This window comes from Sphingomonas rhamnosi, from assembly GCF_036663615.1.
Classification (GTDB): domain Bacteria; phylum Pseudomonadota; class Alphaproteobacteria; order Sphingomonadales; family Sphingomonadaceae; genus Sphingomonas.
In genome coordinates this window covers 186,965-208,555 of the sequence record NZ_JAXOJJ010000001.1, presented here as the reverse complement: position 1 = coordinate 208,555, position 21,591 = coordinate 186,965, and the positions used below count along the sequence as shown (strand labels likewise).

The following is a 21,591-nucleotide window of genomic DNA, read 5'->3' as shown; positions in this document are numbered from 1 at the left end:
CGCACCGGCGGTGTTCAAGCGATCGTCGGGTCATTGATTTCCCGGGAGAGAAACGATGCGCCACCGCCTGCTAGCCGCCCTGCCGATCGCGCTGATCGCCTGTTCGTCCGACGCCGTCACCCAGGCGCAGACGGCCGCGGCCGACCCGTTCGCGCGCACGATCGTTGCCGACTTCGACTCGCCCTGGGCGATGGCGTTCCTGCCCGATGGCCGGATGCTGGTCACGGAGAAGCAGGGCAAGCTGCTGCTGGTCGCCGCCGACGGCAAGACGCAGGTGACGGTATCGGGCGTGCCCGCGGTCGACAGCGCGGGGCAGGGCGCGCTGATGGACGTCGTGCTGGCGCCCGGCTTCGCGCAGAACCAGCTCGTCTATCTCTCGGGCTCGGTCAGCGGCGCCGGCGGCAAGGGCGTCGCGCTGTGGCGCGGCAAGCTCGTCCAGGACGCGCAAAAGGGCCCCCGCCTGGAAGGCGTGCAACAGCTCTTCACCGCGCGCCCCTTCGTCGACGGCAACGGCCATTATTCGGGACGGATCGCATTCTCACCCGACGGCAAGTACCTCTTCTTCACCAACGGCGAACGCCAGAAATTTACGCCCGCGCAGGACCCCAAGGCGACGCTCGGCAAGGTCCTGCGCCTGACGCTGGACGGCAAGCCCGCCCCCGGCAACCCACTCGCCGCCAAGGGTTTCGCCCCGGAAGTGTGGAGCTATGGCCACCGCAACCTGCTCGGCATCGCCTTCGACAAGACGGGCAATCTCTGGGAGCAGGAAATGGGGCCCAAGGGCGGCGACGAGGTCAACCTGATCAAGCCCGGCCTCAACTATGGCTGGCCCAACGCCTCGAACGGCAGCCATTATGACGGCCGCAATATCCCCGATCACAAGCCGGGCGACGGCTATGAGGCGCCGAAAGTCTGGTGGAACCCGGTGATCTCGCCGGGCGGGCTGATGATCTATTCGGGGTCGCTGTTCCCGCAATGGAAGGGCGACGCGTTCATCGGCGGGTTGTCGTCGAAATCGCTGGTCCGCGTCGACCTGAACGGCACGGGCGCTGAGAAGGGCGACCAATGGGACATGGGCGCGCGCATCCGCGAGGTGGAGCAGGGCCCCGATGGCGCGATCTGGGTGCTGGAGGACGGCGAATCGCAGGGCCGGCTGATCAAGCTGACGCCGAAGGGGTAGGGCGGGCGCGTCCTATGCTCCGTCACCCCGGACTTGGTCCGGGGTCCACCGTGCCGCAAACCAACCGCTATCGAGTTTGCGGCACGGTGGATGCCGGAACAAGTCCGGCATGACGGCGGCGGGCTAGACCCCCGCCACCATCGCCTCCGCCTCAGCCAGATGCAGCCGCTCCACCATCTGCCCCTCCAACCGAATCGCCCCCTTGTCCGCATTCTCCGCCGCCGCGAACGCCGCGATCACGGCGTGCGCCCAGGCCAGCTCCGCCGCACTCGGCCCGAACGCATCCCGCGCCGCGTCGATCTGCGCCGGATGAATCAGCGTCTTGCCGTCAAACCCAAGCGCCGCCCCTTGCGCGCATTCCGCCGCCAGCCGCTCGGGCGCGTTGATCGCGTTGCACACCCCGTCGAGCGCCACGAGCCCCGCCGCCCGCGCCGCCATCACGATCGCCGCCAGCGCCGGCACCAGCGGCATCCGGTCCGCCCCCGGCCTGCACCGCATCTCCTTGGCCAGATCGTTGGTCCCCGCGACCAGCGCGCCAAGCCGCACCTCCGCGGCCACCGCGACCAGCGCCGGCAGCGCCAGCACCCCCGCGCAGGTCTCGATCATCGCCCAGATCGGCGGGCCATCCGCACCCAGCGCCGCGCGCGCCGCCATCAGGTCGGCGACGCTCGAGACCTTGGGCACCAGCACCGCGTCGACGCCGATCGCGCGGACTGCGGCGGCCTCTTCCAGGCCCCAAGGCGTATCGAGCCCGTTGGTCCGCACCACCATTTCGCGCGTCCCGAACCCGCCCGCCCGAACTTCGGAGACGACCCGGTCCCTTGCATTGTGCTTCTCATCGGGCGCAACCGCGTCTTCGAGATCGAGGATCACGACGTCGCACGCCAGAGTCCGCGCCTTGGCCACCGCGCGCGGGTTGGAGGCGGGCATGTAGAGCGCGGTGCGTCGGCGGCGGAACGTCATGGCGCCATCAACGCGCGCGTGACGCCGTTCGTCCAGCCGAAACCGTCCTGGTTCGGATATTCACCGCCGCCCCCGGGACGGCGTTCGACGACGTCGTATTTCTCCAGCAACTTGCCGCTCGCGGTATATTCGCGGGTTACGCTGTCGAGCCAGGCGGTGGCGATCCGGTCCGCGAGCGCGGTTTGGCGGTATCGCCGCAAGCCCAAGACGGCGATCCATTGCAGCGGCGCCCAGCCATTGGGGTCGTCCCATTGCTGGCCGCTGGCGACCAGTGTCGTGCGCAATCCGCCCTGTCCGACGAACGGTGCGAGCGTGGTAGCGGTCGCCTGGGCCTGCGCATCGGTGGCGATGCCGGCGAACAGCGGGAACGCGATCGCGGCGCTGGCAAAGGCGGTCGGCTTGGCGGCATCGATGTCGTAATCGGCGAAGAATCGGCCGTTCCACAGATGCGCCCGCATGGCCGCGATCCGCGCGGTCGCCTTCGCATCGTAATCGGTCGCGCAGGCGGCATCGCGCAACGCCCGGCAATTCGCCGCGATCGCCTGTTCCATGCCCGTCATCAAACTGTTGAGATCGACCGGCGCGAACCGCGTCGTGCGGATCGTCGCCAGGCTGCGCCCGTCGCCAAGCCAGCGCGACGAGAAGTCCCAGCCGCTTTCCGCCGCGGCGCGCAGGTCGCGGAACAGCTGCTTGCGGTCGCGCCCCGGGGTACGGTCGGCGAGCTCGACATCCTCGCGATAACTCTCGTCTCGCGGATCGTCGCGGTCGTCCCAATAGCGGTTGAGCAGCGCGCCGTCGGCGAGCCGCACCACCCGCGCGCTCTGCTGCCCCGGCTTCAACGCCGCGGCACCCGCCATCCAATAGGCGTGCTCGGCGCGCAGCTGGCGGTTGCGCGCCGCCAGCGTCGTCGCATCGCGCGACAGCCCGGCGATAAGGTAGAAGACCGGCGGCTGCGATCGGCTGAGATAATAGTTCCGCGTGCCGTTGGGGATGTGGCCGTAGCGATCGATCAGACTGCCGAAATCGACCACCATGTCCTCGACCAGATCCTGCCGCCCGCCCCGCGCCAGCCCCAGCATCGTGAAATAGCTGTCCCAATAATAGAGCTCGCGAAACCGCCCGCCCGGCACGACATAGCGCCGCGGCAGCGTCAGCGCCGACGACCCCGCCGGCACGGTGGTGGTCGTCCGCGTCAGCTGCGGCCACAGCGCGTCGATATGCGCCTTGAGCGGCAGCCGCTCGGGCGAGGGCGGCGCGGCCGGCGTCTCAGGGATATTGAAATTGACCCGGACGAACTGCCTCAGCGCCGCATCCGCGTCGCACCTGCATTTCGCATAATCGGCCAGGATCGCCGCCACGGGCCGCTTCGGCACCGCATCCGCAAAGGTCTTCGAGTCCGGAAAGACCCCGCGCATCTGCACCGCATGATAGAGCGGCCCGAACAGCTGCGCCGGCGACTTCGGCGCCGCCGCGATCAGCAGCGCCGGCAACACATAGCGCAGCCTCACGTCACGACGTCCGGTGCGGTCCTCCCGGTATGCGCCACGATCCCCGCGATCGCATCCGCCGCCGCGACGATATCGGCGAGCATCTCGCCCGTCTCGCGGTCCAGATCGCCGCCTGCGGCCTCGTACCGCTCCAGATACACGCGCAACGTCGCCCCGCTCGTGCCCGTGCCCGACAGGCGGAACACCACGCGGCTGCCGCCCTCGAACAGCACACGGACGCCCTGGTTGCGGCTGACCGATTCGTCGGTTGGATCGGTATAGGCAAAGTCGTCCGCCGCCGCGACGACGAGGTCGCCGAACCGCGATCCCGGCAATTTCGCCAGTGACCCGCGCAGCGCCGCCATCAGCGCATCGGCCTTGTCGCTCTCGACACCCTCATAATCATGCCGCGCGTAATAATTGCGCCCGAACTTTGCCCAGTGATCGCGCGCGATCGCATCGACGCTCTCACCGCGCACCGCCAGGATGTTGAGCCACAACAGCACCGCCCACAGCCCGTCCTTCTCGCGGACATGGTCCGATCCCGTCCCTGCGCTCTCCTCGCCGCAGATCGTCGCCATCCCCGCATCGAGGAGATTGCCGAAGAACTTCCACCCCGTCGGCGTCTCGAACGCCGGAATCCCAAGCGCCTCGGCCACGCGGTCGGCGGCCGCACTGGTCGGCATCGACCGCGCAATCCCCTTCAGCCCGCCGGTATAGCCCTTCGCCAGATGCGCGTTCGCCGCGAGCATCGCCAGGCTGTCCGACGGCGTCACGAATCGGTGCCGGCCGATGATCAGATTGCGATCGCCGTCGCCATCCGATGCCGCGCCGAAATCGGGCGCGTCCGCCGCCATCATCGTCGCGTACAGTTCGTGCGCATGGACGAGGTTCGGATCGGGATGATGCCCGCCGAAATCGGGCAGGGGGGTGCCGTTGCGCACCGTCCCCTTCGCAAAGCCCAGCCGGCCTTCCAGAATCTCGGTAGCATACGGCCCGGTCACCGCGCTCATCGCGTCGAACGCCATCGTCAGCTTCGCCGCCCGGATCGCGTCGAAGTCGAACAACGTCTCCATCAGCGTGGCATAATCCTCGACCGGATCGACCACCTCGACCGGCATCCCGCCGACCTCGACTACGCCGTCCGAATCCAGGTCGATATCGGCCGCATCCACCGTCAGCCAGCGATCGATGTCCAGCGTCCGCGCCAGGATGCCGTCGGTCACCTTCTCGGGCGCCGGACCACCATTGGCGATGTTGTACTTGATCCCGAAATCCTCGTCGGGCCCGCCGGGATTATGGCTCGCCGACAGGATCAGCCCGCCGATTGCGCCGCGCTTGCGGATCATGTGGCTCGCGGCCGGCGTCGACAGGATGCCCCCGCGCCCGACCACGACGCGCCCGAAGCCGTTCGCCGCCGCCATCCGGATCGCGACCTGGATCACTTCCCGGTTCAGAAACCGCCCGTCGCCGCCGATCACCAAAGTCGCGCCCGCCTTGTCCTCGACGACGTCGAACACGCTCTGCACGAAATTCTCGGCATAGTTGGGCTGCTGGAAGACCGTAACCTTCTTGCGCAGCCCCGAGGTGCCGGGTTTCTGGTCGGTATAGGGCGTCGTCGGTACGGTACGGATCATGAAGGCTCCATAAGCTTGGCGTAGAGCTGGGCGTAGCGGCGGCCGCTCTCGCCCCAGGAAAAATCGGCGCGCATGCCGTTGCGCTGCAACGTCGCCCAGCGATCGGGTGTCGCGTACAGCGCGATCGCGCGTGCTATCGCATGAAGCACGGTCTCGGGCGCGACGCCGTCATGCTGGATGCCGGTCGCGACGCCGGCCGCGATCGCCGCCTCGTTGGCGTCGATCACCGTATCCGACAGCCCGCCGGTCCGCGCCACCACCGGCACGCAGCCATAGGCCAGGCCGTAAAGCTGCGTCAGCCCGCACGGCTCGAACCGCGACGGGATCAGGATCGCGTCGGCACCGCCCTGCAACAGATGCGACACCGGTTCGTCATAGCCGATCCGGACGCCGATCCGCCCGGGATGCCGCGCGGCCGCGTCGAGGAACGCGCGTTCCAGCGCAGCGTCGCCCGATCCCAGCAGCGCCAGCCGACCACCCATCGCGACCATGTCGTCGAGCACCGCGACGAGCACGTCCATGCCCTTCTGCCCGGTCAGCCGGCTGATGACGGTGAACAGCGGACCGTCGCCCGGCTCCAGGCCGAACATCTTTTCCACCGCGCGCTTGTTGGTACGCCGCCGCCCGATCGCCCGCGCCGTGTAGCGCGAGGGCAGGGCGGTATCGCCCGCCGGGCTCCACACCGCCGGATCGATCCCGTTGACGATTCCCGTCACGTCGGCCGCGCGCGTCGCGATCAGCCCCTGCAGGCCCATGCCGAACTCGGGCCGACGGATTTCCGCCGCATAGGTCGGGCTGACCGTGGTGATCGCGTCGGCGGCTTCCAGCCCCGCCTTCAGATAGCCGACTCCGCCATAATATTCGACGCCGTCGAGCGCGAACGCGGCATCGGGCAGCCCCAGTTCGGGGAAGATCTCCGCGCCATAGCGCCCCTGGAACGCGATATTGTGGATCGTGACGATCGATCGCGCGACTTTGCCGGGACCCGGCGCCCAACGCAGATAGGCCGGCGCCATCGCTGCCTGCCAGTCATGCGCGTGGAGAATGTCATAGGCATGCCCCGCGACCACGCCTGAGGCGAGGTCCGCACCGACCCGGCCAAACGCCGCAAAGCGCCGCCAGTTATCGTCCCAGTCCGCGCCGGTCGCATCGCCATAAGGCCCGCCACCCCGCGCGAACAACGCCGGCGCGTCGAGCACCAGCAACGGATGTTCGCCGATCTTTGTCGCGAGGATCCGCGCCGGCGCGGCGAACAAGTCGGCGTAGCGGTGAACCACCTTCGCCTTCTTGGTGACCGCGGCAAGCGCCGGATACCCCGGCAGCAACGTCGTCATCGTAACGCCGTGCGGCGCGAGCGCGGCGGGAAGGGCGCCCACGACATCGGCCAGCCCACCGGTCTTGATGAGCGGGAAGGCCTCGGATGCCACGGATAGGACGCGGGTCATCAAATCAATTCCAACGGCTTGGCGGTCTGCCTCCCCTCCCTGGAAGGGAGGGGCTGGGGGTGGGTAGGCTTGGGGCGGGTGTATCGTTCCCACGCGGGCCAACCCACCCCCGACCCCTCCCTTGCAGGGAGGGGAGCAGTATCGTCCCCCCTCACAGGTTCAACGCATCGATCATCGACTTGGTGATCAGCACCACGCCATTGTCCGTCCGCCGGAACCGCTGCGCATCCAGCACCGGATCCTCGCCGACCACCAGCCCGTCGGGGATCACCACCCCGCGATCGACCACAACCTTCGACAGCCGCGCGCCGCGCCCGATCTCGCACCGCGGCAGGATCACCGCCTGGTCGAGCGCAGAATAGCTATGCGCCCGCGTACCGGTGAAGATCAGGCTGCGATGGATCGACGACCCCGAGATGATGCAGTCGCCCGACACCAGCGAAGACACCGCCTCGCCGCGCCGCCCGTCGCTCGCGTGGACGAACTTGGCCGGCGGGGTCACCTCCGAATAGGTCCAGAGCGGCCAGCTATGATCGTAGAGATCGAGCTTCGGCACCGCATCGGTCAGGTCGATATTCGCCTCCCAATAGGCATCGACCGTACCGACATCGCGCCAATAGGCCTCTTCCTCCAGCCCCGACCGCACGCAGCTGTCCTTGAAGCGGTGCGCCACCGCCTTGCCGTTCTTGACCAGATACGGAATGATGTCCTTGCCGAAATCACGCGCCGATCCCGGCGTCTCGGCATCGCGGCGCAGCTCGTCGAACAGCAACTTCGTGTGGAAGACGTAGATCCCCATCGAGGCCAGCGCGATGTCCGGACTGCCCGGCACCGCCGGCGGATCGGCGGGCTTCTCGACGAAGTCGGTGACGTTGTCATGCTCGTCGACCGCCATCACGCCGAACGCGACCGCCTCCATCCGCGGCACTTCGAGACACGCGATCGTCACGTCCGCGCCGCTCTGGCAATGCTGCTGCAGGATCAGCTCGTAATCCATCTTGTAGATGTGATCGCCCGCCAGGATGACCATGTATTCGGGCGCGTGGCTCTCGATGATGTCGATATTCTGGTACACCGCGTCGGCGGTGCCCTCATACCATTGGAACTCGCTGATCCGCTGCGACGCGGGCAGGATGTCGAAGCTCTCGTTGCGCTCCGAGCGCAGGAAATTCCAGCCGCTCTGCAGATGGCGGATCAGCGAATGCGCCTTGTACTGCGTCGCGACACCGATCCGGCGGATGCCCGAGTTGATCGCGTTCGAAAGCGCGAAGTCGATGATCCGCGCCTTGCCGCCGAAATACACCGCGGGTTTGGCGCGGCTGTCGGTCAGCTCCATCAACCGGCTGCCGCGGCCGCCGGCCAGCACATAGGCCATCGCATCACGTGCGAGCGGCTGTCCGCGTCGTTCAACCATGTTCGTCTCTCCCCGATTCTTCGGTTTCTATACCTTCGTCACCCCGGACTTGTTCCGGGGTCCAGGGTTCCGCATCCGCACCCCGATGGTGTGCGGGCCCCTGGATGCCGGGACGAGCCCGGCACGACGGAACAGCTAATCCTCGAATTCCAGCATGATCGTCGCCAGCGGCGGCAGGCATACCCACGCCGCGCCGTCCTTGGCGACGACGCCGCCCAGATTGCCCAGGCCGCTGCCCCAATATTCGCGCGCGTCAGAATTGATGATCTCGCACCAGCGACCGTCATGCGGCAGGGGAATGCGATACGGCGCACGTGCGATCGGCGTCATGTTGGCAATGATCGCCACCGGCTTCGCGCCCGGACTTTTCCGGAGCCAGGCGAACACCGAATTCGCAGCATCATCCGCGATCAGCCATTCGAACCCTTCGCCCTCGCAGTCGCGCCCGTGCAGCGCCGGCTTCTCGCGGTACACCCGGTTCAGGTCGCGGACGAGGTTGCGGACGCCCTCATGGCTGCGATTGTCGCACAGCGCCCAGTCGAGCGCGCGCTCCTCGCTCCACTCGCGCCGCTGCGCGAACTCCTGCCCCATGAACAGCAGCTTCTTGCCCGGATAGCCCCACATGAACGCGTAATAGGCGCGCAGATTGGCGAATTGCTGCCAGTCGTCGCCGGGCATCTTGGTCAGCAGCGACCCCTTGCCGTGCACGACCTCGTCATGGCTGAGCGGCAGGACGAAATTCTCGTCGAACGCATAGACCAGCCCGAAATTGATCTCGCCGTGATGGTGCTTCCGGTGCAACGGATCGCGCTGCATGTACTGCAGCGTGTCGTGCATGAAGCCCATGTTCCACTTGAACCCGAAGCCCAGGCCCTTTTCGTGTACCGGTTTCGACACGCCGGGCCACGACGTCGATTCCTCGGCGATGGTGAACACGCCGGGATGCTGGCCGTAGATTTCGGTGTTCATCGCCTGGAGGAACTTCACCGCCTCCCAATTCTCGCGCCCGCCCTCGGCGTTCGGGATCCATTCGCCGGCTTTCCGGGAATAATCGCGATACAGCATCGACGCCACCGCATCCACGCGCAGTCCGTCGATATGATAGCGCTCGGCCCAGAACAGCGCGTTGTTGACCAGGAACGACGCCACCTCGCGCCGCCCGAAATTGTAGATCGCGGTGTTCCAGTCGGGATGATAACCGAGCCGCGGATCGGCATGCTCGTACAGTGCGGTGCCGTCGAACATCGCTAGCCCGAACGCATCGGTCGGGAAATGCGCGGGCACCCAGTCGAGCAGCACGCCGATCCCGGCGCGGTGCGCGCCGTCGACGAACCGCGCGAACCCGTCGACATCGCCGAACCGTGCCGACGGCGCGTACAGCCCGGTGGTCTGATAACCCCATGACGGATCATAGGGATGCTCGCTGATCGGCATGAACTCGATATGCGTGAAGCCCATCTCGACCACGTACGGGATCAACCGGTCGGCCAGCGCGTCCCAGCTCAGGAACCAACCATTGGCGTCGCGGTCCCACGATCCAGCGTGCACCTCGTAGATGCTGATCGGCACGCGCCGCGGATCGACCGACGCCCAGTGCGCGCGGTGGTCGGCATCGCCCCACTCATGCACCATGTTGCGCGTGATCGACGCATTGGCCGGGCGCAGCTCGGCGGCGAACGCGAACGGATCCGCTTTCAGCGGCTGGATCTCGCCGTCCGCGCCGACGATCTCGAACTTGTAGCTGCGATATTCGGCGAGGTCGGGGATGAAGATCTCCCACACCCCGACATCGCCGCGCTTGCGCATCGCGTGGCGGCGACCGTCCCAGTCGTTGAAGTCGCCGACCACCGAGACGCGCTGCGCGTTTGGCGCCCACAGGGCGAAATGCACGCCCGTCGCGCCTTCGTGCTCGATCAGATGCGCGCCCAGCTTGTCGTGGAGCCGCAGATGCGAGCCCTCGGCCATTAGCACATCGTCGATCGGGCCCAGCACCGGACCGAAACTGTACGGATCGGTCACCCACCAGTCGGCGCCGCCGCCCTTCGCATGATAGCGCACCGGCTGCACGTCGCCCTCGACGATCCCCTCGAACAGACCCCGATCCTCGACCCGCTTCAACGTGCCGATCAGGGCGCCCGACAGGTCATGTGCCTCGGCGGTCTCGGCCCCCGGAATCCACGCGCGCGCGAACACACCTTCCGGACCGGCATGTAGCCCGAGCAGTGAGAACGGGTCGTCGTGCCGCCCCTCGAGCAGGGCGACGATGGCACCTTCGGGTGGCTTCACATTACGGTCCATATATCGCGCGCATAGTCGCGGATGGTGCGGTCGGACGAGAACCAGCCGACGCGCGCGACGTTGCGAATCGCCGACGCGGTCCACGCGTCGCGGTCGGTCCAGCGCGCATCGACCGCGCGCTGCTTGTCGGCATAATCGTCGAAGTCGGCGGCGACCATGAACCAGTCGCCGTCGTACAGCCCGCCCATCAGCCCGGCATAGCGGCCGGGATCGTCGGGCGAGAACACGCCGGAGGCGATCCCCGACACCGCCTGGCGTAGTTCGGGCGACGCGTCGATCACACCGCGCGGGTCGTATCCGTTCGCGCGCTTCGCCTCGACCTCGTCCGCGGTCATGCCGAAGATGAAGATGTTGTCGTCGCCGACACGGTCCTTGATCTCGATGTTCGCGCCGTCGAGCGTGCCGATCGTCAGCGCGCCGTTCATCGCGAACTTCATGTTGCCGGTGCCCGACGCTTCCATCCCCGCGGTCGAGATCTGCTCGCTGAGATCAGCGGCGGGCACGATCTTCTCGGCCAGCGACACGTTGTAATTGGGGGTGAACACGACACGCAGCAGATCGCGCGTCATCGGATCGGCGTTGACCCGCCGCGCGACGTCGTTCGCCAGTTTGATGACGAGCTTGGCGTTGTGATAGCTCGACGCCGCCTTCCCCGCGAACAGCTTCACCCGCGGCACCCAGTCGCGCTCGGGATGGCTGCGGATCTGATCGTACAGCGCCACCGTCTCGACGATATTGAGCAACTGCCGCTTATACTCGTGAATCCGTTTGATCTGGACGTCGAACATCGCGTCCGGATCGATACGCAGACCCATGGTTTCGAAGATATGGTTTGCCAGCATGGTCTTGTTCGAACGCTTGACCGAAGCAAAGCGCTCCCGGAATCCGGCATCTTCGGCGAACGGATCGAGATCGATCAACCGTTCGGCGTCGTCCAGAAAGGCCTCGCCGATCGCGTCGCGGATCAGCGCGGTCAGCCCCGGATTGCACTGCTGCAACCAGCGCCTGGGGGTTATCCCATTGGTCTTGTTGTTGATTCGCGTCGGGTACAGCCGGTGCAGGTCGGCGAACACCGTCTTCTTCATCAAATCGGTATGCAGCGCGGCGACGCCGTTGATGCTGTGCGATCCGGCAAAGGCCAGATTTGCCATCCGCACCCGCCGCTCGCCGCCCTCATCGATCAGGCTGATCGCGGCGATCGCACGGTCGTCGGACCCCGCCGCCCGCGCCTCGCGCAGCAGCTTGGCGTTGACCTGGTAGACGATCTGCATGTGCCGCGGCAGCAGCCGCTCGAACAGGGGCAGGGGCCAGCTCTCCAGCGCCTCGGGCAGCAGCGTGTGATTGGTGTAGCCGAAGGTCCGCTTGGTGATCTCCCACGCCGCGTCGAACGCGAAATCATGATGGTCGATCAGCAACCGCATCAGCTCGGCGACCGACACCGCGGGATGCGTATCGTTCAGCTGGATCGCTGCCTTGTCGGGCAGCGTCTGGATATCGCCGAAATACTGGACGTGCCGCCGGACGATGTCCTGGATCGACGCCGACGAGAAGAAATATTCCTGCCGCAGCCGCAGTTCCTGCCCCGCCGGGGTGGAATCGTTCGGGTACAGCACGCGCGTCAGCGTCTCGGCGCGCACCTGGTCGCCCAGCGCGCCTTCGAAATCGCCGGCGTTGAACTTGTCGAGCTTGATCGGGTCGAACGCCCGCGCGGTCCACAACCGAAGCGTGTTGACGCGCTTGCCGCGCCAGCCGACCACCGGCGTGTCGACCGCGATCGCCTCGACCGCCTCGGACGGGCTCCAGTGCACCCGGTTGCCCGCAACGTTCGCCTCGCCGCCGAAGCCGATGAAATAGGCGCTCTCGCGGCGTTCGAATTCCCACGGATTGCCGTGCGCCAGCCAGTTCTCGGGCATTTCGACCTGCCAGCCATCGTCGATGCGCTGGCGGAACATGCCGTTCACATAGCGGATGCCATAGCCATAGGCGGGCACGTCGAGGCTCGCGAGGCTCTCCATGAAGCACGCCGCCAGCCGCCCGAGCCCGCCATTGCCGAGCGCCGCATCGGGTTCGATCTCCTCGATCTCGGCGAGATCCACGCCGTGGATCGCGAGCGCCCGCGTCACTTCGCCGCCCCGCTGCAAATTGGTCACCGCATCGCGCAGCAGCCGCCCGATCAGGAATTCCAGGCTCAGATAATAGACCCGCTTCGCGCCCGCGGCGTGCGTCGCCTTGGTCGACGCCATCCAGCGTTCGACGATGTCGTTGCGCACGGTGAAGATCGTCGCCGCCAGCCAGTCATGCGGCCGCGCCGCCTGCGCATCCTTGCCGATGCGGTGGACAAGCGTGTCGAGGATCGAGTCGGCGAGGAGCTGGTCGGCCGAAGGGGCAACGGTGGTTGGGGTCACACGGGATCCGGATCTGGTTGACGATGCGGCGATCCTAACCGCTGTCCCGCCAATGTCACCCGTGACTTCTCCCCTCCTCGGAAGGGAGGGGCCGGGGGTGGGTTGGTTTGGGGCAGGCGCTACCGTTCCACGACGGCCGACCCAACCCCGACCTCTCCCTTCCAGGGAGGGGAGCAAAAGCTACAGCATCCCCCACAACAGCGTCGCGTTCAGCCCGATGATCACCACCGCGATCCCCCAGGCGAGCGTCCGCAGCCATACCGGGCTGACCAGCGTGCCCATGATCCGCGCGTTGCCGGTGAAGGCGACCAGCGGCACCACCGCGAACGGCAGCTGCATGCTGAGCACCACCTGGCTCAGCACCAGCAGCTTCGTCGCCCCCGCATCGCCCATCGCGCCGACCACCAGCACCGCGGGCACGATCGCCAGCAACCGCGTCACCAGCCGCCGTGCCCACACCGGCATCCGCAGATCGAGGAACCCCTCCATCACGATCTGCCCGGCGAGCGTCCCCGTCACCGTCGAATTCTGCCCCGACGCGAGCAGCGCGACCGCGAACACCACGCTCGCCGCGCCCATGCCCAGCATCGGCGCCAGCAACGCATGCGCCTGGTCGATATCGGCGATGTCGGTGCGCCCGGCGACATGGAAGGTCGCCGCCGCCAGGATCAGGATCGACGCATTGATGAAGAAGGCGAGGCCCAGCGCGACCGTCCCGTCGATCGTCGCCATCGTGATCGCGTCGCGCTTGCCCGCCTCGTCCTTCGCGAACGCGCGGGTCTGTACGATTGAAGAGTGGAGGTAGAGATTGTGCGGCATCACGGTCGCGCCGAGGATGCCGATCGCGATGTACAGCATCGCCGGATTGGTCACGATCTGCGTCGTCGGCACCAGCCCGCCGAGCACGCCCGCCATGTCGGGTCGCGCCAGGAACAGCTCGAAGATGAAGCAGCCGGCGATGATCACCAGCAACGCGACGATGAATGCTTCGAGCTTGCGGAACCCGAACCGCTGCAGCGCGAGGATCAGGAACACGTCGAGCGCGGTCAGGCACACGCCGTAGACCAGCGGCAGCCCGAACAGCAGCTTCAGCGCGATCGCGGTGCCCAGCACTTCGGCCAGGTCGCACGCGATGATCGCGATCTCGCACAGGATCCACAGGACGAAGGAAACCGGTCTGGAATACTGCGCGCGGCACGCCTGCGCGAGGTCGAGCCCCGCGACGATCCCCAGTCGCGCCGACAGCGCCTGCAACACCATCGCCATCAGGTTCGACAGCAGCACCACCGACAGCAGCGTGTACCCGAACGCCGACCCGCCCGCGATGTCGGTCGCCCAGTTGCCGGGGTCCATATATCCGACCGCGACGAGGTAGCCCGGCCCCGCAAACGCAAACAACCGCCGCCAGAACGACGCGCCGGCCGGCACGACGACGCTGCGATGACTCTCGCCGAGCGATGCGGGGGTGTGGGGGGGCGCTACATCCATTCCAATGCTCTGCCGTAATGTGGTATGGGCGACAAGCACCCACCTCCGTCACCCCGGACTTGGTCCGGGGTCCATCGTGCGGCGTACCAACCGGCCGGAGAATGTGCGGCGCCATGGATGCCGGAACAAGTCCGGCATGACGGAGCGCTTAGGGCGTCATCGTCTCCGGCACCGACTCCGATGCAACCGGCGCCACCTCCGCCCCGACCACAGGCCCCTCTACCGCCCCCTCCACCGACACCGTCCGCACCGCCGGCGGCGGCACCACGGGATCGCGCCCGTGCAGATGGTCGATCTCCGCCTGGCGCCTGCGCAGATAAAATTCGCGCGACGCGGTGTACGGATCGACCGATCCGTCGTGCAGCACCTTTAGCGTCTCGTCGAAATCCGCACGGTGATCGAGCGCGCCGAGCACGCCGAGCGGTGCGGTATAGGTCGGGCTGGTGAACGGATGCCCGACCGTCGTCGGGAGCAGCAGCCGGTCGACGAACCCGCCGAGCAGGTCGCGTACCGTGGTCGGCCCGACGATCGGCAGGAACAGGAACGGCCCGTTCTTCACGCCGTGATAGCCCAGCGTATCGGCAAAGCCATTGGCGCGCCGCGGCAGCCGGAACGGCTTCTTCTTGGCGACGTCGAGCACGCCGGCGATCCCGATCGTCGAATTGATCGCGAACCGTCCCGCCGTTTCCGCCGCCTTGACCGGCTTGAACTGCAACAGGAAGTTCAGGAAAATGACCGGTTCTTTGAGATTATACAGCAAATTGTGGATGCCGCGCCGGATCGGCGAGGGCACCTCGCGTTTGTAGGTGCGCGCGACCGGGCCGACCACCGCGTCGTCGACCGCCTGGGTCGCGCCGAACGCCTTGACGTTGGCGCCCTGCAACGGATCGCCCTTCTTGTCGCGCCCCAGCACCAGGATGTCGCCGTCGCGGATGTCGACCGCGCCCAGCCGCGCTGCGGCCTGTCGTTCCGCCGCGCGATCCGTCTCGACCGCGACCGTCGCCTCGGCGTCGCGCTGCGGCTTCGACGACGGTATGCCCTTGCTATACTCGGGTTCGGGCGCGGTCTGTGGAGCCGCCACCAGCAAAGCCATCGTCAGTATAAACACGCCCATCGCTCCCGGTCTGTCCGTTCCTCTGACGCCAGCCCGCCCCGATTGGCAAGCGCCGGTTGAGAACCTTCCCCGTCCCCCGCTTCGTCATGCCAGCGGAGGCTGGCATCTCCCGCTCTGGCCACGGCGCCTGCCCGGAAAGACCCCAGCCTCCGCGGGGGTGACGATCGATGGTTCGTCCTCGCACCGTTCCGCGCTGCCGCCCTCAGATGACCTTCATGTCCGCCTGATAATGATGCCACGCAAAGATCGCCGCGGCGCCGCGATGCGGCCGCCAGGCTTCCGCGACTTCGCGCGTCAGCTTCTCGCTCGGCCGCGTCTCGTGACCCAGGATCCGCCCGATCGCGATCTGCACCGCCAGGTCGCCCGCGGGCCAGATATCGGTGCGTCCTTCGGCGAACAGCAGATAGATTTCCGCCGACCAGCGCCCGATCCCCTTCACCCGCACCAGCGCCGCGATCGCCTCTTCGTCGTCGACCGGGAGGTTCTCGAGATCGAGTCGCCCGCTCGTCACCTCCTCGGCCAGGCTACGCGCATAGCCCAGTTTCTGCCGCGACAGACCGGCGCTGCGCAGCGTCTCGTCGCTCGCCGCGGCGATGTTGGCGGGATCGGCGGCGCCGCCCACGACATCGTCGAGCTTGCGCCACACTGCCGCGGCCGATGCGACGCTGACCTGCTGGCCGACGATGGTCCGCAGCAGCGTGACGAACCCGCGTTCGCTCAGCCGCGGCGCGGGGTGCCCCGCCTGCGCGACCGCGGCGGCGAAGGCCGGCTCGGCCGCGCACAGCGCCGCCATCGACACGGCGAGTTGTTCGGCGGTCAGCCCCATGATGCTTGATCGCAGGCACGCTGGACGGCATGGGCGGTTTTTTCGGAGATCATCATGCCAAAGCTTATCGTCGTGACGCGCGAAGGGGAAGAACGTGAGATCGCCGGCGAGGCCGGGCTCTCGGTCATGGAAGTGATCCGCGACGCCGGCATCGACGAGATCCTGGCGCTGTGCGGCGGCTGCTGCAGCTGCGCCACCTGCCATGTCCATGTCGACCCGGACTTTGTCGGCAAGCTCAAGCCGATGAGCCCGGACGAGGACGACCTGCTCGATTCGACCAGCCACCGCGACGCCTTCTCACGGCTGTCGTGCCAGATCGACATGACCGACGCGCTCGACGGCTTGAAGGTACGGATCGCCGCGGAGGACTGAGTCGTCCTTCCTCCCCTCCCTGAAAGGGAGGGGTTGGGGGTGGGTCGGCTCGGGGCAGGCGCTACGGTCCCACGACAGCAACCCACCCCCAACCCCTCCCTTCCAGGGAGGGGAGCAGGACCTACCGAGTCGTCACCGCATACAGCGCGATCGCCGCGGCGTTGGACACGTTCAGGCTTTCCACCTTGCCCGAGATCGGCAGCTTCGCCAGCTCGTCGCAATGCTGCTCGGTATTCTGCCGCATGCCCTCGCCCTCGGCGCCGAGCACGATCGCGATGCGCTGCGTGCCCATCGCCTCGTCCAGCGTCTGCGTCGCATGGCCGGTCAGCCCGATCCGCCAGAACCCCGCCGCGGCGATTTCCTCCAGCGCGCGCGCCAGATTGACGACGCGGATCCACGGCACCGTCTCCAGCGCGCCCGACGCCGCGCGCGCGATCGTCCCCGATTCGGGCGGCGCGTTGCGGTCGGGCGTCACGATCCCCAGCGCATCGAACGCTGCCGCCGAGCGCAGGATCGCGCCGACATTGTGCGGGTCGGTGACGCCGTCCAGGATCACCAGCGGCCGGTTGTCGTCCTTGCCATGCTCGAGCAGATCGGCGAGCCACATGTCCTCTAGCGGCTCGACCTCGATCACCACGCCCTGGTGCGGCGCGTCGCCCGGCACCAGCCGCGCCAGATCGGTCGCCTCGGCAAAGGTCACGGGAATATTGGCAGGCAGGTCGAACCCCGCCAGCGCCTCGCGCGTGCCCATGATTTTCCGCACCACCCGCTCGGGGTTGGCGAACGCCGCGGCCACCGGGTGTTTGCCCCAGAACCGCGGGCGGCCGGCAGGGGCCTTGCTCGGCCGATGGCCCTTGCGCGCGGCCATCAGCGCGCGCCCCGTACGGACATATTGGTCATCATGGTCTTCCATCTCGCGCGTCGGTGTGCGCATTTTTGTGCTGCAAACCGCTATGCGGCGGCGCCCGACGACGCAAGTCGCGTTGACACGCCCGGCAAGCTTCGCCATGGAGCCGCCTCGCTCGAAGAGAGCGGCACCTGGACAGGTGGCCGAGTGGTTAAAGGCAGCAGACTGTAAATCTGCCGGAGTTTCTCCTACGTAGGTTCGAACCCTACCCTGTCCACCAACCCTTCATTTCAGGTTGTCTCAAACCGTCTCGAAAGAGGCGAGAACGCCCAGCGCGATCGAATCAGGGGCACATCTGGGGCGGTTGACGATACGGCGTTCCAGCCCCCGAATGATTCCGACGCGCGCCTCGACGATTTCGGCCATGTGCAAGGCGCCGATCACGTGAGATTCCGCCAGCAGGTGTATGAGAGCGCCCTCCTCAAGCTGATCCATTCGCGCGATGTCGTCAATCAAGCCCCGTAGGCGGCCTCCTTCCCAAGCCGTCAGGACCGCGCCCGCCAGACTCCCGAACTGAGCCTCGTCGATCGCTTCGACCTGGGCAATGCGGACGAGCGCCTTGCGGATGGTTTCACGCTCGGTGGGCGGCAGTCTGTTAAGGCGCTCGAGAACGGCTCCACCCGGGCATCTAGACGGTTGACCTTGTCGCGCGCGCGCCTCTCCTTCCATATCACAAGCAGCTGCTTAAGCCGCTGCTGACCCCAGGTGAGCAAGGCTGCTGCATCCTGCTCCTCCCAGTTTATCCGTTGACGCTCGGTGGTGATCACGTCGTCCGACAGGCGATCGAGATAATCCGCCTCGACCTTGCCAGTCAGATACTGCTGGCCGTGCTGTCCGCCCAGACCGCCGCTTAGGTTGAAAAAAACGGATTCTGCGCGATCTTCACGCCGCAGAAGACCGAGACCCCGCGGAACTCCTCGGCGTCGATCAGCGTGTTCGAGAACCGGATCCGCCAACGGACCGAGTTGCCATCGTCCAAGATCTCGTTGCCCCATCCCCCACTGACGACCAAGCCGTCAGGTCGCTCGTCCGCCTCGTAGTCACCGTGAAAGTCGAACTGGACCGGGAAAGGCTCGACATCCTCGGGGAGCGGCACATCGTTCACCGTTACGGAGAAGTTGGTCGACTGGCTCGCCAAGTTGAAGCGCCGGGCCATGTGCTTGGCGAAGGTTTCTGGCCAGCCATAGGCTGCAGCCACGCCGCGAGTGATCTCGAGGCCCAATTCGTTGCCCTGTGCGCCATTCGTCATGACAGCTACTCCGTCGCCCGAGCCTATGTAGGCGACCAGGAAGTTCTCGTACCCTTCGTTGCTGCCGCCATGTGAGAAGTCGCGATCGGCAAGGGCGCCGCGGACCTCCAAGCCGAGGCCATAGTCGCCCTTTCCGGGCGTCAGCATCTCCGTGGCGATCGCCTGATCCAGCAGAGCGCCTGTCTTGCCGCGAGCACTGTCGCGCACGGCGACGGCGTAGCGCAGCAGGTCCCCTGGCGTGCTCCACAGCCCCGCAGCAGCCAGTTCCGGGTAAGTGTGCGGCCCACCCGTCACGGGCTTTCCCGTCCCGTCGTGCGGCCAAGCGGCGTTCGCCAGCAAGGCGACGGCGAGCGGCTGGGCGAAGCTGCTGCGCTTCATGCCCGCGGGGAGAAGCACCTCGTCGCTAAGCACCTGCGTGAACGGGCGGCCTGTCACGTCGCCGATCAGCTTCTGGACGACGGTGTAGCCCCCGCCGGAGTACCGCCAAGCCGTGCCGGGTGCCGTATCGACCACGACCGGCTTGGTGCTGGCCGGTGAGCGTCCGGTGAGCACTTCATCGACGCTCGGTACGGGGACGCCGGCAGCATATCCGGGAAAGCCCTGCACCGTTGTTCCCGCGGTGTGCGACAGCAGCTCGCGCAATGTGACATGCTCGCCGGCCGGCGTCGGAAGTTTCCAGCCCTTGAGCTGCGCGTTGACGTCGTCGTCAAGCGTCAGGCGGTGCTGCTGCACAAGACGTAGCGCCGCGAACGCCGTTACCGGCTTGCTAATCGAACCCGCCTGGAAAAGCGTGTCGGGCGTCACCGGTGTACCGCCTGCGCGCGTGACCCCATAACCTTTGGCCCATTCGATCACACCGCCATGCAGAACGGCAACGCTGACCCCAGGCACGTGCAGTCGGACCATCTCCGCCGCGATCGTGCGGCGAGGCGCAGGCGTGCCGGCCAGCACGACAGCCGAGGTCAGTCCGTTCTCAACCTCTTGTAACTGCGCAGACGCAGATAGGGCTGGCCGCTGCTGTTGGGCGCCGACAGGGGCGGACACGAGGGCCAGAACGCTTGCTGCTCGAAATGACTACCCATGATCCCCAATCCGTCAGTGTATTATATTAATAATACACTATCTGCCGCAGCTACGCGTAGCAAGCGGTCATCACGGTAACCTTTTTACCCCGACAGGTTTGAAGCCAATTGGATCACATGAACCAACGTCCGGTTCCGGAGAGCGCGAACAGGCTTTAGGATGTCCAGATGTGGGTCGTTGGTGCCGCCCGGGCGAGTCTTGATTTATAAGACCGTAAAATGGCCTGTGGTAATTGAGATTGCCCGCGCCAGCACGACATCCCGCTTAGCTTGCAGATCGGCTGCTCGGGCCGGCACGATGATATCCGGCGCGATCCCGGCGTCCGGCTGCGGCGTGTCGGGCCAATAGGCGATCAGCGGCAGATCGACCTCGATGCCTGATCCCGGCAATTGCACGAAGAAGAAGGCACCCCCGTTGATGCCGCGCCGGTTGCCGCCGGTCTGCTCGCCGATCAGCGTAGCCAGCCGATGCCGCTGGATGAGGTTCGCGAAGCCGAAGGTAGCCGAAGCGTTCTTCGGCCCGACCAGAACGGTGACCTTGCCCGCGAACCGTCGCCCCTTAGGTTGGATGGTGTCGGTATCGGAAGCGTCGCCTGCACGGGTAAGCGTGTAGAAGCCGGCCGCGTCGGGACCGATCGCCGACGCTCCCCAATCCTTGAAGCTGCGGTCCCAAGTTTTGAGGTATGGCGCCAGTCGATCGGGTATCTTGCGGTAGCGCACATGGCGGGAATAGCTGTCGGCAGCCAGCGGCGCTTCGATCAGGCGCGCGATGATTGCCGCCCCGCAGTCAAGCCCTCCGCCGTTGTCGCGTATATCGATGACGATGCCCAAGAGGTTGCGATCGATCGCGGTGTCCACGCTGGCGTCAATGAAGCCCCGCCAATCCCATTTTTCGTGGAAGACCGCCCAGGTCGGCATGCTAAGGATGCCGACGTTGCCGCGCTTCTCGAACGTCCAGCCATAGGGAGAGCCCTTGGACGGGGGGCTCAATGCCGCGTCCCGCGCCGTTGCAGTTATCAACGGGCAAGTGATCGCGGTGGTTCTGCCATCGGCTCGAACCAGGACACGCGCAAAGGGATCGGACGTAGGGAACAGCAGCGTCCGCAGCACATCGAACGTCGGCTGATTGGCATCGCCCGGTATGCCGAGGTCGGCTACCTTGCGCGCATCGCTGCTTCCATCCGTACGGGCATAGGGGAGCATCCTGGCCAGGATGTCGCGTGTGCCGATGCCGTCGATCGCGACGACCTCGCTCCCGGCCGGCAGATGGTGTCCGCTGCCGAGATCGGCGGTGACGATCATGCGCCGGTCTAACCATCCGAAGGCAAAGGGTAGTCGATCGGGCTTGCCGAACAGCGCCGCCGCGACGGGCGGCGGCTGGTTTGAGGGATTGGGATAGCTGTGGCCGCACCGGATGCTGGCGGTGAAAGTCGTGATTGCTAGATAGAAGTCTCCCAAGGAGCGAGGCGTTTCGGCCAACCGGTCTAGACGCTGACGTTCCCGCTCGAATTCCACCGGGGTCAGGTAGCGGTAGAGGCCGGGATGCAAACTGGCATAGGCGTCGAACAGGATGGCGATGTCCGCCTGCATCGCCGCAGGTTTCAGCAGCTCGCCGGTGGCCTCGGCGGATGCCGGCAGGAGAGCCCTGGCCAAAAGCCCCGACGCTCCCATCAGCACGTGCCTGCGATCAAGGTATATCATGTGGTTGCTCCGGGGGGGTGTGC

The 21,591-nt window shown here is 66.6% G+C and carries 16 protein-coding genes and 1 tRNA gene; 3 read left to right on the top strand and 14 right to left on the bottom strand.

Going from position 1 to position 21,591, the window contains the following annotated elements; translation table 11 throughout:
• Positions 1 to 55: 55 nt before the first annotated feature.
• Complete coding sequence (locus U1701_RS01020) at positions 56 to 1,180, top strand: PQQ-dependent sugar dehydrogenase (RefSeq protein ID WP_332780675.1); 1,125 nt, start codon at positions 56 to 58, stop codon at positions 1,178 to 1,180.
• Positions 1,181 to 1,303: 123 nt separating this feature from the next.
• Here the strand turns inward: U1701_RS01020 and U1701_RS01015 are convergent, their stop codons facing one another.
• From U1701_RS01015 to U1701_RS00970, 10 genes are all read right to left on the bottom strand, one after another.
• Positions 1,304 to 2,143 (bottom strand): HpcH/HpaI aldolase/citrate lyase family protein, encoded by an 840-nt coding sequence (locus U1701_RS01015; RefSeq protein WP_332780674.1) that lies wholly within the window; start codon positions 2,141 to 2,143, stop codon positions 1,304 to 1,306.
• Entirely contained in the window at positions 2,140 to 3,651 is a 1,512-nt protein-coding gene (treA, locus tag U1701_RS01010; RefSeq protein ID WP_332780673.1) for an alpha,alpha-trehalase TreA, read from the bottom strand. Before treA ends, U1701_RS01015 begins: the two co-directional genes overlap by 4 nt.
• Complete coding sequence (locus U1701_RS01005; protein WP_332780672.1) at positions 3,648 to 5,267, bottom strand: alpha-D-glucose phosphate-specific phosphoglucomutase; 1,620 nt, start codon at positions 5,265 to 5,267, stop codon at positions 3,648 to 3,650. Before U1701_RS01005 ends, treA begins: the two co-directional genes overlap by 4 nt.
• Positions 5,264 to 6,715, bottom strand: a complete 1,452-nt coding sequence (glgA, locus tag U1701_RS01000; RefSeq protein WP_332780671.1) for a glycogen synthase GlgA — start codon at positions 6,713 to 6,715, stop codon at positions 5,264 to 5,266. The genes U1701_RS01005 and glgA overlap by 4 nt, the downstream gene beginning before the upstream one ends.
• A gap of 148 nt (positions 6,716 to 6,863) precedes the next feature.
• A complete protein-coding gene (gene glgC / locus U1701_RS00995; RefSeq protein WP_332780670.1) occupies positions 6,864 to 8,126 on the bottom strand; it encodes a glucose-1-phosphate adenylyltransferase in 1,263 nt (420 codons plus the stop codon).
• Between the two features lie 135 nt (positions 8,127 to 8,261).
• On the bottom strand, positions 8,262 to 10,412 hold the full coding sequence (gene glgB, locus U1701_RS00990) for a 1,4-alpha-glucan branching protein GlgB (protein ID WP_332780669.1): 2,151 nt from the start codon (positions 10,410 to 10,412) through the stop codon (positions 8,262 to 8,264).
• Complete coding sequence (locus U1701_RS00985) at positions 10,409 to 12,829, bottom strand: glycogen/starch/alpha-glucan phosphorylase (RefSeq protein WP_332780668.1); 2,421 nt, start codon at positions 12,827 to 12,829, stop codon at positions 10,409 to 10,411. The genes glgB and U1701_RS00985 overlap by 4 nt, the downstream gene beginning before the upstream one ends.
• A gap of 180 nt (positions 12,830 to 13,009) precedes the next feature.
• Positions 13,010 to 14,317, bottom strand: coding sequence for an Nramp family divalent metal transporter (locus tag U1701_RS00980; protein ID WP_332780667.1), 1,308 nt, complete (start codon positions 14,315 to 14,317; stop codon positions 13,010 to 13,012).
• Positions 14,318 to 14,465: 148 nt separating this feature from the next.
• On the bottom strand, positions 14,466 to 15,431 hold the full coding sequence (locus U1701_RS00975) for an MlaA family lipoprotein (RefSeq protein ID WP_443025973.1): 966 nt from the start codon (positions 15,429 to 15,431) through the stop codon (positions 14,466 to 14,468).
• A gap of 202 nt (positions 15,432 to 15,633) precedes the next feature.
• On the bottom strand, positions 15,634 to 16,257 hold the full coding sequence (locus U1701_RS00970) for a DNA-3-methyladenine glycosylase family protein (protein ID WP_332780665.1): 624 nt from the start codon (positions 16,255 to 16,257) through the stop codon (positions 15,634 to 15,636).
• Between the two features lie 54 nt (positions 16,258 to 16,311).
• Here U1701_RS00970 and U1701_RS00965 point away from each other — a divergent pair, with 54 nt between their 5' ends.
• Positions 16,312 to 16,629, top strand: a complete 318-nt coding sequence (locus U1701_RS00965; protein WP_332780664.1) for a 2Fe-2S iron-sulfur cluster-binding protein — start codon at positions 16,312 to 16,314, stop codon at positions 16,627 to 16,629.
• 121 nt (positions 16,630 to 16,750) lie between these two features.
• On the opposite strand, the gene rlmB is transcribed toward U1701_RS00965, so the two are convergent.
• Positions 16,751 to 17,563 (bottom strand): 23S rRNA (guanosine(2251)-2'-O)-methyltransferase RlmB, encoded by an 813-nt coding sequence (gene rlmB, locus U1701_RS00960; protein ID WP_332780663.1) that lies wholly within the window; start codon positions 17,561 to 17,563, stop codon positions 16,751 to 16,753.
• A 106-nt stretch (positions 17,564 to 17,669) separates the two neighbouring features.
• Between rlmB and U1701_RS00955 the strand changes: the two genes are divergently transcribed.
• Positions 17,670 to 17,756, top strand: a tRNA-Tyr gene (locus U1701_RS00955).
• A gap of 20 nt (positions 17,757 to 17,776) precedes the next feature.
• On the opposite strand, the gene U1701_RS00950 is transcribed toward U1701_RS00955, so the two are convergent.
• From U1701_RS00950 to U1701_RS00940, 3 genes are all read right to left on the bottom strand, one after another.
• On the bottom strand, positions 17,777 to 17,992 hold the full coding sequence (locus U1701_RS00950) for a hypothetical protein (protein WP_332780662.1): 216 nt from the start codon (positions 17,990 to 17,992) through the stop codon (positions 17,777 to 17,779).
• Between the two features lie 394 nt (positions 17,993 to 18,386).
• The gene (locus tag U1701_RS00945) at positions 18,387 to 19,736 is read right to left on the bottom strand and encodes a serine hydrolase domain-containing protein (protein ID WP_332780661.1); all 1,350 of its coding nucleotides are present in this window, start codon (positions 19,734 to 19,736) and stop codon (positions 18,387 to 18,389) included.
• A gap of 335 nt (positions 19,737 to 20,071) precedes the next feature.
• Positions 20,072 to 21,568: a S41 family peptidase gene (locus U1701_RS00940; RefSeq protein ID WP_332780660.1), complete on the bottom strand. Its 1,497-nt coding sequence runs from the start codon at positions 21,566 to 21,568 to the stop codon at positions 20,072 to 20,074.
• Between the last annotated feature and the right edge of the window lie 23 nt (positions 21,569 to 21,591).

What these genes read in the sequence shown, in the direction of transcription:
- U1701_RS01020 (WP_332780675.1), top strand. Translation starts at nt 56, where the DNA reads ATGCGCCACCGCCTGCTAGCCGCCCTGCCGATCGCGCTGATCGCCTGT.
- U1701_RS01015 (WP_332780674.1), bottom strand. Translation starts at nt 2,143, where the DNA reads ATGACGTTCCGCCGCCGACGCACCGCGCTCTACATGCCCGCCTCCAAC.
- U1701_RS01005 (WP_332780672.1), bottom strand. Translation starts at nt 5,267, where the DNA reads ATGATCCGTACCGTACCGACGACGCCCTATACCGACCAGAAACCCGGC.
- glgC (WP_332780670.1), bottom strand. Translation starts at nt 8,126, where the DNA reads ATGGTTGAACGACGCGGACAGCCGCTCGCACGTGATGCGATGGCCTAT.
- U1701_RS00980 (WP_332780667.1), bottom strand. Translation starts at nt 14,317, where the DNA reads ATGGATGTAGCGCCCCCCCACACCCCCGCATCGCTCGGCGAGAGTCAT.
- U1701_RS00975 (WP_443025973.1), bottom strand. Translation starts at nt 15,431, where the DNA reads ATGGGCGTGTTTATACTGACGATGGCTTTGCTGGTGGCGGCTCCACAG.
- U1701_RS00970 (WP_332780665.1), bottom strand. Translation starts at nt 16,257, where the DNA reads ATGGGGCTGACCGCCGAACAACTCGCCGTGTCGATGGCGGCGCTGTGC.
- U1701_RS00965 (WP_332780664.1), top strand. Translation starts at nt 16,312, where the DNA reads ATGCCAAAGCTTATCGTCGTGACGCGCGAAGGGGAAGAACGTGAGATC.
- rlmB (WP_332780663.1), bottom strand. Translation starts at nt 17,563, where the DNA reads ATGCGCACACCGACGCGCGAGATGGAAGACCATGATGACCAATATGTC.
- U1701_RS00940 (WP_332780660.1), bottom strand. Translation starts at nt 21,568, where the DNA reads ATGATATACCTTGATCGCAGGCACGTGCTGATGGGAGCGTCGGGGCTT.